The sequence below is a fragment of the Pseudomonas sp. Fl4BN1 genome (genome assembly GCF_009908285.1).
In the GTDB taxonomy this organism is placed as follows: domain Bacteria; phylum Pseudomonadota; class Gammaproteobacteria; order Pseudomonadales; family Pseudomonadaceae; genus Aquipseudomonas.
Genome location: NZ_JAAARM010000009.1, coordinates 176,804 through 190,417, shown reverse-complemented (window position 1 = coordinate 190,417; position 13,614 = coordinate 176,804). Strand labels below are relative to the sequence as shown.

14 protein-coding genes are annotated in these 13,614 nt (G+C 62.5%); 7 read left to right on the top strand and 7 right to left on the bottom strand.

Annotation, left to right across the window (positions count from 1 at the left end):
• Window positions 1–54 precede the first annotated feature (54 nt).
• Entirely contained in the window at window positions 55–1,818 is a 1,764-nt protein-coding gene (locus GV818_RS13090) for a cation:proton antiporter (RefSeq protein WP_161776736.1), read from the bottom strand.
• 287 nt (window positions 1,819–2,105) lie between these two features.
• Here GV818_RS13090 and GV818_RS13085 point away from each other — a divergent pair, with 287 nt between their 5' ends.
• Window positions 2,106–2,591 (top strand): acyl-CoA thioesterase, encoded by a 486-nt coding sequence (locus GV818_RS13085; RefSeq protein WP_025131551.1) that lies wholly within the window; start codon window positions 2,106–2,108, stop codon window positions 2,589–2,591.
• Between the two features lie 273 nt (window positions 2,592–2,864).
• Entirely contained in the window at window positions 2,865–4,277 is a 1,413-nt protein-coding gene (locus tag GV818_RS13080) for an APC family permease (protein ID WP_256679465.1), read from the top strand.
• A 21-nt stretch (window positions 4,278–4,298) separates the two neighbouring features.
• Here the strand turns inward: GV818_RS13080 and pdxY are convergent, their stop codons facing one another.
• On the bottom strand, window positions 4,299–5,171 hold the full coding sequence (pdxY, locus tag GV818_RS13075) for a pyridoxal kinase PdxY (RefSeq protein ID WP_161752643.1): 873 nt from the start codon (window positions 5,169–5,171) through the stop codon (window positions 4,299–4,301).
• Between the two features lie 117 nt (window positions 5,172–5,288).
• Here pdxY and GV818_RS13070 point away from each other — a divergent pair, with 117 nt between their 5' ends.
• On the top strand, window positions 5,289–5,681 hold the full coding sequence (locus tag GV818_RS13070; RefSeq protein ID WP_161752641.1) for a DUF3301 domain-containing protein: 393 nt from the start codon (window positions 5,289–5,291) through the stop codon (window positions 5,679–5,681).
• Window positions 5,682–5,716: 35 nt separating this feature from the next.
• Here the strand turns inward: GV818_RS13070 and GV818_RS13065 are convergent, their stop codons facing one another.
• The 4 genes from GV818_RS13065 to dksA all read right to left on the bottom strand — a co-directional run bounded on the left by GV818_RS13065 (window position 5,717) and on the right by dksA (window position 9,249).
• Complete coding sequence (locus GV818_RS13065) at window positions 5,717–6,679, bottom strand: CobW family GTP-binding protein (protein WP_161752639.1); 963 nt, start codon at window positions 6,677–6,679, stop codon at window positions 5,717–5,719.
• Between the two features lie 219 nt (window positions 6,680–6,898).
• Window positions 6,899–7,606 (bottom strand): DUF1826 domain-containing protein, encoded by a 708-nt coding sequence (locus tag GV818_RS13060; protein ID WP_161752637.1) that lies wholly within the window; start codon window positions 7,604–7,606, stop codon window positions 6,899–6,901.
• Window positions 7,606–8,814, bottom strand: coding sequence for a zinc metallochaperone GTPase ZigA (gene zigA, locus GV818_RS13055; RefSeq protein ID WP_161752635.1), 1,209 nt, complete (start codon window positions 8,812–8,814; stop codon window positions 7,606–7,608). The genes GV818_RS13060 and zigA overlap by 1 nt, the downstream gene beginning before the upstream one ends.
• A 30-nt stretch (window positions 8,815–8,844) precedes the next feature.
• Window positions 8,845–9,249, bottom strand: coding sequence for an RNA polymerase-binding protein DksA (gene dksA / locus GV818_RS13050; RefSeq protein WP_161752633.1), 405 nt, complete (start codon window positions 9,247–9,249; stop codon window positions 8,845–8,847).
• 120 nt (window positions 9,250–9,369) lie between these two features.
• Between dksA and GV818_RS13045 the strand changes: the two genes are divergently transcribed.
• Entirely contained in the window at window positions 9,370–9,747 is a 378-nt protein-coding gene (locus tag GV818_RS13045) for a glutamine synthetase (protein ID WP_161752631.1), read from the top strand.
• 84 nt (window positions 9,748–9,831) lie between these two features.
• On the opposite strand, the gene GV818_RS13040 is transcribed toward GV818_RS13045, so the two are convergent.
• Window positions 9,832–11,055, bottom strand: a complete 1,224-nt coding sequence (locus GV818_RS13040) for an N-acetylmuramoyl-L-alanine amidase (RefSeq protein ID WP_161752629.1) — start codon at window positions 11,053–11,055, stop codon at window positions 9,832–9,834.
• A 129-nt stretch (window positions 11,056–11,184) separates the two neighbouring features.
• On the opposite strand from GV818_RS13040, the gene folE2 reads away from it, so the two are divergent.
• From folE2 to GV818_RS13025, 3 genes are read left to right on the top strand one after another with little or no spacing between them, the layout of a single operon-like run.
• Window positions 11,185–12,078 carry a GTP cyclohydrolase FolE2 gene (gene folE2, locus GV818_RS13035; RefSeq protein ID WP_161776734.1) on the top strand — a complete coding sequence of 298 codons (894 nt, stop codon included), beginning with the start codon at window positions 11,185–11,187 and terminating at the stop codon, window positions 12,076–12,078.
• Complete coding sequence (locus GV818_RS13030; RefSeq protein WP_161776733.1) at window positions 12,078–12,746, top strand: metal ABC transporter ATP-binding protein; 669 nt, start codon at window positions 12,078–12,080, stop codon at window positions 12,744–12,746. Before folE2 ends, GV818_RS13030 begins: the two co-directional genes overlap by 1 nt.
• Window positions 12,746–13,612 carry a metal ABC transporter permease gene (locus GV818_RS13025; RefSeq protein ID WP_161752623.1) on the top strand — a complete coding sequence of 289 codons (867 nt, stop codon included), beginning with the start codon at window positions 12,746–12,748 and terminating at the stop codon, window positions 13,610–13,612. The genes GV818_RS13030 and GV818_RS13025 overlap by 1 nt, the downstream gene beginning before the upstream one ends.
• The last annotated feature ends 2 nt before the right edge of the window (window positions 13,613–13,614 follow it).

Genomic DNA, 13,614 nt, shown 5'->3' with positions numbered 1-13,614 from the left:
GCACCCCCTGAGATTCGAAGAGGCTCGCCAGCGCCCTGCTGGCGAGCAGCTAGGTCAATGCCCGCCGTTGTCCTTGCTGTGATCGAAGGTTTCAATCAGCGCCACCTGCATCCGCGTGTGCACTCGGATGAACCAGCGCCAGAGCACGGCGGCCACCGCTGCCGCCACCACCACGATCAGCACCAGCAGCTCCAGCGTGGGCAGGATGCTCGACGACAGCGCCGCCAGCAGCAGGAAAATCACCAGCAACGACAGGATCGGGATCACCTCGGCGATCACCCGGCGTACCCGTTGGGTATGGCGCCCGGCCATTTCCGCCTTGACCCCCATCTCCGCCAGCAGCATCGACAGCGCCTTGAGCTTGCGGTAGGCGGCGATCAGGAACGGCAGCGACAGCAACAAGGCCCCACCCCAGATCAGCGCTTTCTGCCAGCTTGGATCACTGACCCAATCCGCCAGATAGGCACCAATGCGCTTGGCGAAATAACCGCCGGAAAAGAAGATCGCCACCACCAGCGCCAGGTTCACCCCCACTTGCAGCAGAATCTTGCGGATCATCGACGCCAGCAATGCGCCCTCGCCGTGGGGCTGGATGCTGCGCAGCCACTCGCCGTACATTCCCAGCACCCGGCTCAGGCGGCTGGGCAGAACCCCCGCCAACTTCAGTGACAGCGGATCGGCGGCGCGGATCAGATAAGGCGTGAGCAAGGTGGTGATAGCCGATACCGCTACCGCCACCGGGTACAGGAAGTCGCTGGTGACCTGCAGGGTCATGCCCAAGGCCGCGATGATGAACGAGAATTCGCCAATCTGTGACAGCCCCATCCCAACCCGCAAAGAGGTGCGTCCGTCGTTACCGGCAATAAACGCCCCCATGCCGCAGGACAGCATCTTGCCCAGCACCACCGCCACAGTGATCACGGCGATCGGCCAGGCGTACTGCAGCAGGATTTGCGGGTCGATCATCAGGCCGATGGCGACAAAAAAGATCGCGCTGAACAGATCGCGGACCGGCTCGATCAACCGCTCGATCTTCAGCAACTGACGGGACTCGGCCATGATTGCGCCGATCAGGAACGCCCCCAAGACCATGCTGTACTCCAGCTTGACCACCAGCAGGCAGAAGCCAAAACACAGCCCCAGCACGGTAATCAGCAGCATCTCGTTGCTCTCGAACTTGGCCACATAGGCCAGCAAGCGCGGCACTAACAGGATGCCGATCACCAGCGCCACGATCATGAACAGCGAGAGCTTGCCGACGGTGGAAAACACTTCGCCGGAGCTGACCGTGCCACTGACTGCAATGCTCGACAGCAAGGCGATGATGCCGATGCCGAGAATGTCCTCGACGATCAAGACGCCGAAGATCAACTGGGCGAATCGCTCGTTCTTCATCTTCAGGTCGTTGAGGGCCTTGACGATGATGGTGGTGGAGGAAATGGCCAGGATCGCCCCAAGGAACAGCGAATCCATGGTGCTCCAGTCGAACCAGCGACCGATCTCGTAGCCGATCCAGATCATCAGCACGATTTCCAGGAAGGCCGCGATAAAGGCCGTGGCGCCGACCTTGAACAGCTTGCGCAGACTGAATTCCAGCCCCAGGCAGAACATCAGGAAGATCACCCCCAGTTCGGCCAGGGTCTTGATCGTCTGTTCGTCGTGGATCAGGCCGAAGGGGGGCGTATGCGGGCCGATGATGAAGCCGGCGACGATGTAGCCCAGCACCACGGGTTGCTTGAGCCGATGAAAGAGAATGGTCACCACGCCCGCGACCAACATGATGACTGCCAGATCCTGAATGAAACTGATGGCATGCATGGCCGGGGTTCTCCTTGAATGAGGGGCGGCGGAGATCGCCTAAAAAGAAAAATCTGATCAGTAGACGTAAATATCCAAAATAGGAGCGGAAAATGCCCTGAAACGGGTGTTTTGCAGGTTAACACCGCGACTTCCGGCAGAAAGGCGGTGCAATATAAGGAAACAGATCCACCGAAGCGTGACGGCCCGGCGCGGCCCGACGTCCGGTTATCGATGGTTTGAAAACTCTTCGACCAAGCACCCGCAGAGGTGCTCCAGCAACCCCTGCCTAGAACCGTGAGCGTGCTATGGAACCCGGAAACGCCCAGCTGTCGATGACGGTATTGATGACCCCTGACATGGCCAATTTCTCTGGCAATGTCCATGGCGGCACCCTGCTCAAGTACCTCGATGAAGTCGCTTATGCCTGTGCCAGCCGGTATGCCGGTCGCTACGTGGTGACCTTGTCGGTGGACCAGGTGATTTTTCGCGAGCCGATCCATGTCGGTGAACTGGTGACCTTCCTGGCCTCGGTCAACTACACCGGCAATACCTCGATGGAGGTGGGCATCAAGGTGGTCACCGAGAACATCCGCGAGCGTTCGGTGCGCCACACCAACAGCTGCTTCTTCACCATGGTGGCGGTGGACGACCAGCGCAAACCCGCCCAGGTGCCGCCGCTGCAGCCCGAGACCAGCGACGGTAAACGCCGCTACATCCAGGCCCAGCAACGCCGGCAGATCCGCCAGGAGCTGGAAAAGCGCTATCAGGAGATCAAGGCCGACGGCCCTTGATCCTCAAGCAGATACGCTGATCCAGCGGGACCACGGACGGTCCCTTCGCCACACGCCTGCCTCCCCCGGCCAGAGCCTCCAGCGCTCGGCCACAAGCCCCCCGGCCTTTGCAAGCAGTCTTCTGCGGTCATCCAGAATGGCCAGATCGATCCCTTTTTGACCACATAGAGAGTTATGCCTGCGGGGCACCACTGCCAGAATCGATGGGCAAGGCACATACGCACTTCCCGTCCGGGGAGCCTTCGAGCCAACGAACGCGTGAGAACAATAACAATGCCCAGCGCCACTCCCTCTCCCAGCAGCCCCTCCTTGTCCACCCGCAGCGCCAGCCTCGGCGACGACTTCACCCACAGCGCCCAGGGCACCACGCTGCGGCGCATTCTCGGGCTTCCGGCCCTGGTGTTCTTCGGCCTGGTGTATATGGTCCCGCTGACCGTCTTCACCACCTACGGCGTGGTTACCCAGATCACTGGTGGGCGCACCGCCGCGGCCTATGTAATCACCCTGCTGGCGATGATCTTCACCGCCCGCTCCTACAGCGTCATGGTCAAGAAGTACCCCATCGCCGGCTCCGCCTATTCCTACGCCAGCCTCAGCTTCGGTCCGGGTATCGGCTTCCTGGCCGGCTGGTCGCTGCTCCTGGATTACCTGTTCCTGCCGATGATCAACTACCTGGTGATCGGCCTGTTTCTCAACCTGACCTTTCCGGCCGTGCCAGCCTGGGTCTTCGTGGTGGCGACCATCAGCCTGGTGACCGTGCTGAACATCCGCGGGATTGGCTCGGTGTCGAGCATGAGCAACCTGATCGTCTGCGCCCAACTGGTGTTCGTGGTGGTGTTCGTGGCGCTGGTGGCGCGCCAGTTGGCCGGGGCCGAAAGCATGGATCTCGGCGCGCCCTGGCTCGGCGACGGCAGCCAGAGCGGGCTGTTGCCGTTGATGGCGGGAGCGGCGGTGCTGTGCCTGTCATTCCTGGGCTTTGACGCGGTATCGACCCTGGCCGAGGAAACCCGCGATCCGCGCCGGGACATTCCCCGAGCCATCCTCATCACCACCCTGGGCGCCGGCCTGTTGTTCATCCTCTTGGCCATGGCCAGCCAGCTAGCCTTCCCCGGCAGCAGCTTCAAGGATGCCGACTCGGCGGCCAGCGAAGTCATGCTGCACGCCGGCGGCCGCTTCCTGGAGATGTTCTTCACCGCCACCTATGTCGCCGGCGCTGCCGGTTCGGCCCTGGCCTCACAGGCCTCGGTGTCACGCATCCTGTTCAGCATGGGCCGCGACGGCATCCTCTCACGGCGTCTATTCGGTACTTTGTCCGAGCGCTACAAGACGCCAGTGATCGCTATTGTCCTGGTATCGCTGGTGTCCCTGCTGGCGGTGGTCATCGATCTGACCACCCTGGCCTCGATGATCAGCTTCGGTGCACTGGTGGCGTTTTCCGTGGTCAATCTGGCGGTGATCAAGAGCCACTTGGGCCAAGGCCAGCCACGCACCGGAATACGGCTGCTGCAGTACGGCCTATTGCCGTTGATCGGCTTCGCCCTGATCGTCTGGCTCTGGACCAGCCTCTCGGCCCTGACCCTGGGGATCGGCATGGCCTGGTTCGCCCTCGGCCTGGCCTACTTGGGAATACACACCCGAGGTTTCCGCCAGCCGGCACCGACGGTGCAGTTCTCCGAGCAGGCCTGAGTCGCGGCCCGCCGGTCGCGCTCAGAGGCCGATCGGCGTGGCCTCGAAACGCACCCGTGGATGGGCAATACGATCCTGGGCCCGCACCAGCTCCAGCTCATAGCTGGCACAGGCCTGGGTTTCCAGGAGCACTTCATGCACCGCTGCGGCGGTGAATTCAAACGCCGCCACCAGGCTGTCACCCAGCAGCACTCGGGCCAGGAACAGGCCTGAAGTCAGGTCGCCCACCCCCACCGGCTGGCGCGGGAACGCCAACAGCGGACGCCGCAGGTGCCAGCTGCCATCGGCGGTCACCAGCAGCATCTCGAAGCCTTCAGCCAGTTTGCCCGGGTAGTCCAGATGCTTGACCAGCACCGCCTTGGGGCCCTTCTCCAGCAACGAGCGAGCCATGCCCAGGCAATCGAACAGTGATTGCGGCTTGCGTGCGCAGAAGCTGTCCAGTTCCAGCTGGTTGGGGCAGAGGAAGTCGGCCATGGCCACGGCTTCATCCAGCAGGAAATCGCTGACTTCCTCCGGCACGCTGCAGCCCTTTTCCGGATGGCCCATGACCGGGTCGCACAGGTACAGGGCCTTGGGGTTGGTCGCCTTGATCCGCGCCACGCCGCTGAGGATCGCCCGGCCCTGGGCCGCACTGCCCAGATAGCCGGAGAGGATCGCATCGCAGTTGCCCAGCTCGCCGATGGCGGCAATACCTTCCACCAGTTCGGGAATCTGTTGCGGTGCCAGCACTTCTCCCGCCCAGTGACCATACTGGGTGTGATTGGAGAACTGTACGGTGTTCAGGGGCCAGACATTCACCCCGACCCGCTGCATGGGAAATACCGCGGCGCTGTTACCGGCGTGGCCAAAAACCACATGGGACTGGATCGCAAGCAGGTGAGGCGTACGTTTCATGCAGGATTTTCCATAGAACCGGTGGAATTCAAGCCGCGCAGTATGCGACTAAACGCAGCCTGTACGACAGACCGGAGACGCAGTTAAGCTGATGCTACTTCGTTGGAGCAAACTTTCATGCTGACCCTTGGAAACATCTTGGTGCTGATGCTGCTGGCGACCGGCGGCGCCTGGCTGTGGCACAACCACGGCCTGCGCGAGCGAGCGCTGGCGCGGGTCAAGCAGCACTGCGCCAAACTCGATATCGAGCTGCTGGACGGCAACGTCGCGCTCAAGCGTATTGGTTTCGTCAAGGACGCCAATGGCCGTCGGCGCCTGGCGCGGATCTACAATTTCGAGTTCACCGTGACTGGCGAAACCCGCCACGCCGGGACCATTACCCAGTTCGGTGCCCATAGCGCGCATATTGAACTTGCGCCCTACCCGTTTGAAGCCAAGGAGCCATTGCCCAGCGCCGAAGTGATCGAGCTGAGCCAGTGGCGCGACGAACACCGCAAGTGGCGTAATTGAGATTCGCTGGCAAGCCGGTTCCTGCAATCCTGCGGTTATAGACGGCAGGCAGCCAGGCTGGCTTGCAGCGCAGCAACATCCTGAGCATCACTGAAAATCAATTCCAGGCGTGAATCCCGACGCCACTCACTGGGCAGCCAATTGAATGGCGAATTGTCCAGACCGTTGCCTGAGCGCCAGCCTTCACTGCTGTGGATCACCAGCTTGGCCCGCCGCCAATCGAGATTCTGCAACCAGTGATCGACTCGGGCCAGATCGAACTGCTGGCTCGGATGCCAGCGCCAGCCAATGCTCCAACCTTCTGCCTGGGACTGGCTGAGGCAGATCGGCACCCCCGGATCACTCCAGAGCGCCGCTAGCTGCGCCAATCCCTGGGGCACCGCGAACGGCTCAAGCGCCGTCCCGGCACTGACCTCCAGGCCCGGTAGCTCCGCCAAAGGCAAGGCCGCATGGCGAGTCCAGAACAGGGGAATGTCCGGCAATTGTTCCAGCACGCGCAAGCGATCGCTGTCACTGAGCAGCTCATCCTTGTTCAGCACCAGCAAACCGGCGCTGGACAGAGCCTCCTGCTGCGCCTGGGGCAGCGGCTTGCCGGCGGCCAGGGCCTGGGCGTCCAGCACCAGCACACAGGGCTGCAACGCCAACACCCCCTGCCACGGCGCAACACTCAGTTGCTTGAGCAACTGCGCCGGGTGGCCAAGGCCGGACGGCTCGATGAACAAACGGTCCGGCTTGGCTTTGCGCAACAGGCGCCCCAGGCCCACCTGGAACGGCGCGCCGTTGACGCAGCACAGACAGCCGCCAGCGACTTCGCCGAGGGCGATACCGTCTTCATCCCGGGTCAGCAATGCCGCATCCAGGCCGATCTGGCCAAATTCGTTGATCAGCACCGCCCAGCGCTCATTAGCCGGGCGCTGGCTCAGCAAATGACGAATCAGGCTGGTCTTGCCGGCGCCCAAAGGGCCGGCGATCACGTGAGTGGGGATGTTCTGCAGCATGGGAAGGGGTTCCGAAAGCTTGTGGAGTGATGCTACGCCCTTCCCTCCCGGGGCGAAAATCCGCTAGGCCCGTAGCCGTTGCTGCAGGTTCGGGCCATGTTCGGACAATAGGCACCGGAGGGGCTTTGCGGGCCTCTCGGGCGGGGGCACTTCAGTGCCCGATGGCGGCCTTCGACAGAGGCTCCCGAAAACCCATGGAGGACCAGAGAATGGGAGCAATCAACCCAGCCAATCAAGGGTAAGGATCAACCGACGCTCACCCGGCGCCGGCTGCGGCGAGCGGTGAATCAGGCCGAAGCCTTCGTTGCCGTGCCATTTCTCCCCCTTGAACAGCGCCACTTCGCCGCTGGCGATCTGCTGGATCAACGCCGGATCCAGTGGCTCGGCCTCGGCACGCCCGAGCTGCCGGCGGTCCATCCGCCCTTCGCGCAACCACTGGCTGCCCACGCCGGCATAGGTGGTGATCAGGCGCACCGGTACATGGTCCACGTGAAAGCGCGGGCACATGGCCTTGTCCAGCATCCGCAAGCGCAGCCCCACGCGCTTGGCTCCGAGCAAGCAGGCAAAGGCGCTGACCAACCAGGAAACATCGGCGATAAAGCCGTCATAACCCTGTAAATCACTGAAGCCCGAGGCCAGGCCACGCAGGTTCGGCTCCGAGTCTTCATCCGGCAGCTCCAGGGACAAGGACTCCGCCAACGGTTCGTCCAGGGACAACAGCAGCTCGCCGAAATCCGCGATATGCGCCGGTAGCTGACGCTGCCAGAGGCCGAGGTTTACCTCGTCCTCCAGCACCTGCGCCAGCACCGCCGGGGTTGTGCCAATGGCCGCGCGGCGTGAAATCACAGGCTCGACACTGGGCAGCAACAGCCACCTGGCCGGTGGCTGGTTAACCAGCGGTGTCACTGGGGAGCTCAAGGTCAGCATCAGGCAGCCTCGTCTTCATGCCAGGGTCCGAAGGGGTCGCTCATCAGACTCCAACCCTCGACGCCAAGCGCCATTTCATCGTCGTCCAGCAGGCACAGGTCCAACTCGGCACAAAGCCGGGCGAAGTCGATGTTCTGGCCGATGAACACCAGTTCCTGTCGGCAGTCGCCGGTGGCCGGGGTCCAGTTGTGCATGATCGCCGCAGTGCTTTCCTCGTCCTGGGGCCATTGCTGCTTAGGCACGAAACGCCACCAGCGTCCGGCAAACCCGTGGCGCATCAGACCGCCGGCCTGGGACCAGCTACCAGCCTCCTGATACTTGCTGGCCAGCCAGAAGAAGCCCTTGGAGCGCAGCAGCTTGCCGTTGACCCAGGTCCGGTTGATGAAGTTGAAGAAGCGCTCAGGATGGAACGGCCGTCGCGCCCGGTAGGCGCTGGAAGCGATCCCGTACTCCTCGGTTTCCGGCACGTGCTCGCCACGCAGTTCCTGCAACCAGCCCGGTGCTTGGGCCGCCCGCTCGAAGTCAAAGCGACCGGTGTTGAGGATCTTGGTCAACGGCACCTGCCCCATGACCATGGGGATTATTTCCGCCTGGGCATTGAGGCGCGCCAGGATCGCCATCAGCTCCAGACGCTCGTCGCTGCTGATCAGGTCGATCTTGCTGATGAGGATCACATCGGCAAACTCCACCTGCTCGATCAACAGGTCGCTGATCGAACGCTCGTCTTCCTCTCCCAGGGTTTCACCCCGTGAGGCCAGGCTTTCTGCTGCCTGGTAATCCAGCAGGAAGTTCATACCGTCGACCACGGTGACCATGGTGTCGAGCCGGGCGATATCTGCCAGGCTCTGGCCCGATTCGTCGCGAAAGGTGAAGGTCTCGGCCACCGGCAGCGGCTCGGAAATGCCGGTGGATTCGATCAGCAGGTAATCAAAGCGTCCCTCACCGGCCAGTTTGCCCACTTCTTCCAGCAGGTCCTCGCGCAGGGTGCAACAAATGCAGCCGTTGCTCATTTCCACCAGCTTTTCTTCGGCGCGGTTGAGGCTGACATCACGCTGCACCTCGCTGCCGTCGATGTTGATTTCGCTCATGTCGTTGACGATCACTGCCACCCGCAGGTTATCGCGGTTGCGCAGCACGTGATTGAGCAGGGTGCTTTTACCGGCGCCGAGAAAGCCGGATAGCACGGTAACGGGAAGACGCTGGGTCATCGGTTGATCCTCATCAGGGTCGCGGCTGGGTCAAAACGCCCGTTGGTGGCGTTCGCGCAGCTCTTGGCGTTCTTTGGCTTCAATACACAGGGTGGCGGTAGGCCGCAACAGCAGACGTTTCAGGCCGATGGCCTCGCCGGTGTCACGGCACCAGCCGTACTCACCACGGGCCAAGTGCTCCAGGGCCTCGTCAATCTTGTCGAGGAGCTTCTTTTCCCGCTCCAGCAGGCGCAGTTGCCACAGCCGCTGTTCTTCGGCGCTGCCGATGTCGGCGGGGTCGCTATGGGCCTCGTGTTCACGCAGTTGGTCGAATTCGGCGGCGATGCGCTCCTGCAGTTCGCTGCGCTGGGCCAGCAGCAAGTCACGAAAGAAGCCCTGCTGGGCATCATTCATGTAGTGCGCGTCGGGTTGGGCGAGAAGATCTTGTTCAGTCATGGCGAGTCACGGTCAGGCTTTGTTTTGATGTTATATTATAACAATGCAAATTAGCCAATCCTCTCTTGCCGCCCACGACGAAGGGCGCGATGCTGCGCCCCTGTCGCCACGAGAATCGCCATGCGCCTTGTCTTGCCCACCCTGCTCTCAAGCCTGTTGCTGTTTGCCGGCCATGCCGTCGCGGCCGTGCCCAGTACCCTGGCCAGTTGCACCCGCAGTGCTACCCTGCTGGCCTGCGTCGATCCCCTGGGCAACGCCTACAGCGTCGCTACCGCCGGCAGCACCACGTACTTGCGCGGGTTCGAGGTGATCGGCAAACGCTATTGGGCGCAAACCAACAGCCGCTACGGACAACTGACCTTCTTCACCGGCCTGGCATCCGACGGCGAGGCCTGGGTGGGTTACAGCCAACGCGTGGGCTGGACCACCCGCAACCGCTTCTCCAGCTCCGGCGGCAGTAGCGCCAAGTTCACCTGCAGCCGCATCACCGGCTGCTAGCCCAACGCGGCGGCGGAGCAGACTTGCCAGCGAACCAGGCGCCGCAGCCCCCTTGATACAGCCCATTCGCCAGCAAGCCGGCGCCTACACCGAGCCCTTGTTTTTCGACTCCTGGAGCCAGGCCATGTAGCTGTTGGCTGGCGGATTTTTCTCGAAGTAGCGCTGCAGGCCTTTGAATAAACCATCGGCAATTGCCTGCTGATGCCGTGCAGTGACCAGGCGCTGGCTGTCGCGGCTGTTGGAAATGAACCCGGTCTCCACCAGGATCGATGGCACGTCCGGGGACTTGAGCACCGCGAACCCGGCCTGCTCGACGCGTTTCTGGTGCAGGGTGGTGATCCCGGCCAGGCTGTCCAGCACCGTGTTCCCCAGTTGCAGGCTGGCGGCAATGGTGGCGTTCATCGACATGTCGAGGATCACTCCGGCCAGCATCGGGTCCTTGTCCTTGAGGTTGAGCAAACGGGTGGCCCCCAACAGATCGGCGCCGTTTTCCCGCTGGGCCATGAACCGTGCTGTGGCCGAGGTCGCACCACCTTCGGACAGGGTGTACACCGAGGCACCCGAGGCGGTGAGTCGCGGTGCGGCGTCGGCATGCACCGAGATGAACATGTCGGCCTTATGCTTGTGGGCAATCTCCACTCGCTTGCGCAGTGGCACGAAGAAGTCGTCGTTACGCACCAGCTTCACGTCGAAACCCTTCTCGCGCTTGAGTCGCTTGGCCAACAACTGGGCGATGGACAACACCACATCCTTTTCCCGTTCGCCCCTGGCCCCCACCGCACCCGGATCCTTGCCCCCGTGCCCGGGGTCCACCACGACGATGATGTTGCGCTTGGGATGCGATCTATCCACCGACACCTCGGGCTTGACCAGCGGTGCGGCTGCCGCGGCGATCTGCAGCGGCGCCTTGCCAGCGTGGGACAGGTCCAGCACCAGCCGATGCCCCTGCCCGCCCTGGGGCGGCAGGAGAAAACTGTTGAGCCGCACCGGCTCACTCAGATCAAGGACGATCCGCGTATCGCCCTGGCCAAAATGCCCGGAGCGGATCGAACGAATCACCGTATTGGCCAGGGCCAACTGACTGAAGTCGCCACTCAGGCGGGCCCCGCTCAAATCGATGATCAAGCGCTCCGGCGCACTGAGGGTGAAGGTCTTGTACTGCACCGGGCCACTCAGATCGAGCACCAGCCGCAGCTTGTCGGGGTCTTTCCACAACCGGGCATTGCGGATCTGCGCAGCGGAAATACTCCAGGGAAACATCAGGGCCGTACCGGCCAACAGCAGGTTGAGCAATTGACGTCTGTGCATGACAAATACCGCAAATAGGGGAGCGTCCGTACTCACAAGGCAGGCTGAAGAAACGGCGAGGAAAAATTTCCCATCGAACGCATTGTTATAATATAACATGTCGAATTATTTCCTACGACGGACCTGCTCATGAACGCGCTGACTCTGCCGGATATTGCCGCGCAGGCCTCACGCCAAGCCTTGCCTTTGGAATGGGTAGGCATGTGCGGCATTGCCTTACCTGTAGTGATCGACAGTCAGCGGGTCGCGGCCAAAGCCGATGCCGGGGTCAGCCTCGACGACGGCGAGGCGCGCGGTATTCACATGTCGCGCCTGTACCTGGCCCTGGAACTGCTCGAACAGGAAAACCTGACCCCGGCTCTGCTGCGTCAGGTGTTGCGGCGTTTTCTCGACAGCCACCAGGGTTTGGCCCACAGCGCCTACCTGCGCATTCACCTCGACTTGCTGCTCAAACGCCCGGCCCTGGTCAGTCCATTGGCCGGCTGGAAGAGCTATCCCTTATGCATCGAAGCGCGGCTGAAAAACGCGATGTTCCACGTGGAACTAAAGATCGACGTGCCTTATTCCTCAACTTGCCCGTGTTCGGCAGCCCTGTCCCGGCAGTTGATTCAGCAGCAATTCGTCGATGATTTTGCCAATCAGCCGTTGCAGCATGCCGATGTTCTCGCCTGGCTGGGATCGACCCAAGGCATTGTTGCCACACCCCACAGCCAACGCAGCCATGCCGAACTGCGCCTGCGCCTAGACGATTTCCTCGACGAACTGCCGCTGATTGCGCTGATCAATGACGCTGAAAACGCCCTGGGCACCGCAGTGCAAACCGCAGTCAAACGCGCCGACGAGCAAGCCTTCGCCCTGGCCAACGGACAAAACCTGATGTTCTGCGAAGACGCCGCCCGCCGCTTGAACCTGGCCCTGCGTCGCTCCCCTGGAGTCAACGCCTTCCACTTGCGCGTGGTGCATGCAGAAAGCCTGCACGCCCATGACGCGGTGGCTGAAAGCCGTTGGAACTGGGAGGCTTGATGATCAGTTGCCAAGCATTACGCTGGGGCGCTCCCGGCCAGCCAATGACCCCAGCCTTGGATCTGCACCTGCCCACCGGCAGTTTTAGCGCGATCATCGGCGCCAACGGTTCAGGCAAAAGCAGCCTGTTGAAGGTCCTGGCCGGATTGCAAAAACCGCTGGCCGGCAAAGTCGATCTGGCAGTCCCGCAACGTGGCGGATTGTCATTCCTGCCTCAACAGCAACACCTCGACCGGCAGTTCCCCATCAGCTTGGAAGAACTGGTGGCCGGCGGATTCTGGGGCAAGCGTGAACCGACCAGGACCCGGGCGGAAAAGCTGCAGGCCGCACTCGCAGACTGGTGTTTGAGTGGCTTGGAAAAGCGCTCGCTGATGGCGCTCTCCGGCGGTGAATTACAACGTGCGCTGCTGGCTCGCCTGAGCCTGACCGAGGCCTCTCTGTTGCTGCTGGATGAACCCCATGCAGCCCTGGATGAACTGGGCCAAACCCTGCTCTGGCAACACCTGCATGCCTGGCATGCCCAGGGCCGGACCTTGGTGGTGGTCTGTCATGACTTGGCTGCAGTGCGTCAGCACATCCCCCAGACGCTGCTGATCAAAAGCAGCGGCTGTGTCTTCGGCCCCAGCCGGGAACTGATCGCTCCACAATTCCAGACACAGGTAGCTTGATGCAGATCGCCGCACATCTCTGGCAGCCGTTCAACGAGTTCATGTTCATGCGCCGGGCCTTGCTCGGCGGCCTGGTCCTGGCTTGCAGCACTGCCCCTTTGGGGGTGTTTCTGATCCTGCGCCGCATGAGCTTGATCGGTGATGCAGTAGCCCACGGCATTCTCCCTGGCGCCGCCCTGGGATTTTGGTTTGCTGGCCTGAGCCTACCGGCGCTGACCCTCGGCGGCCTTGGCGCCGGCCTGGGCATGGCGGGCCTGGCCGCCTGGATCACCCGCCGCACCGGCCTGCGGGAAGACGCCAGCATCGCCGCCATCTACCCCATCTCCCTGGCCAGCGGCGTGCTGATTCTTGGGTTGGCCGGCAAACGCCTGGACCTCTTGCACCTGTTGTTCGGCTCCGCCCTGGCGGTGGACGGCCCGACCTTGCAGGGCATGCTCTGGGTCTCAGCCGTCAGCCTGCTGGCCATGACACTGATCTACAAACCGCTGCTGCTAGACACCCTCGACCCGTTGTTCCTGCACAGCGTCAGCCGCCTCGGGCCTTTGGCCCACGGCCTGTTCCTGGCCCTGGTAGTGCTCAACCTGGTGATTGGTTTCCAAGCCATCGGCGCGTTGATGGTGGTGGGGCTGATGATGCTGCCGGCCGCCGCCTCGCGTTTCTGGAGCCGCCGCCTGCCCTTGCTGATGGGCATCGCCGCGCTGCTCGGCTGCCTCTCGGTTTGGCTCGGCCTGCTGCTGTCGTTCCATTACTCGCTGCCCAGCGGACCCGCCATCGTGCTGGTGGCGGGCGCTCTGTACCTGCTGTCCGTGGTGTTCGGGCCGGTGCACGGCTTGCTGCACCGCCCACCGTTGCTCACATCCCCATGAGG

Coding starts and splice junctions, on each gene's coding strand:
- GV818_RS13025 (WP_161752623.1), top strand. CDS start 12,746: ATGCAGATCGCCGCACATCTCTGGCAGCCGTTCAACGAGTTCATGTTC.
- GV818_RS13060 (WP_161752637.1), bottom strand. CDS start 7,606: ATGCTGACCTTGAGCTCCCCAGTGACACCGCTGGTTAACCAGCCACCG.
- pdxY (WP_161752643.1), bottom strand. CDS start 5,171: ATGAAACGTACGCCTCACCTGCTTGCGATCCAGTCCCATGTGGTTTTT.
- dksA (WP_161752633.1), bottom strand. CDS start 9,249: ATGACTGAACAAGATCTTCTCGCCCAACCCGACGCGCACTACATGAAT.
- zigA (WP_161752635.1), bottom strand. CDS start 8,814: ATGACCCAGCGTCTTCCCGTTACCGTGCTATCCGGCTTTCTCGGCGCC.
- GV818_RS13045 (WP_161752631.1), top strand. CDS start 9,370: ATGCGCCTTGTCTTGCCCACCCTGCTCTCAAGCCTGTTGCTGTTTGCC.
- GV818_RS13090 (WP_161776736.1), bottom strand. CDS start 1,818: ATGCATGCCATCAGTTTCATTCAGGATCTGGCAGTCATCATGTTGGTC.
- GV818_RS13030 (WP_161776733.1), top strand. CDS start 12,078: ATGATCAGTTGCCAAGCATTACGCTGGGGCGCTCCCGGCCAGCCAATG.
- GV818_RS13040 (WP_161752629.1), bottom strand. CDS start 11,055: ATGCACAGACGTCAATTGCTCAACCTGCTGTTGGCCGGTACGGCCCTG.
- folE2 (WP_161776734.1), top strand. CDS start 11,185: ATGAACGCGCTGACTCTGCCGGATATTGCCGCGCAGGCCTCACGCCAA.
- GV818_RS13065 (WP_161752639.1), bottom strand. CDS start 6,679: ATGCTGCAGAACATCCCCACTCACGTGATCGCCGGCCCTTTGGGCGCC.
- GV818_RS13085 (WP_025131551.1), top strand. CDS start 2,106: ATGGAACCCGGAAACGCCCAGCTGTCGATGACGGTATTGATGACCCCT.
- GV818_RS13080 (WP_256679465.1), top strand. CDS start 2,865: ATGCCCAGCGCCACTCCCTCTCCCAGCAGCCCCTCCTTGTCCACCCGC.
- GV818_RS13070 (WP_161752641.1), top strand. CDS start 5,289: ATGCTGACCCTTGGAAACATCTTGGTGCTGATGCTGCTGGCGACCGGC.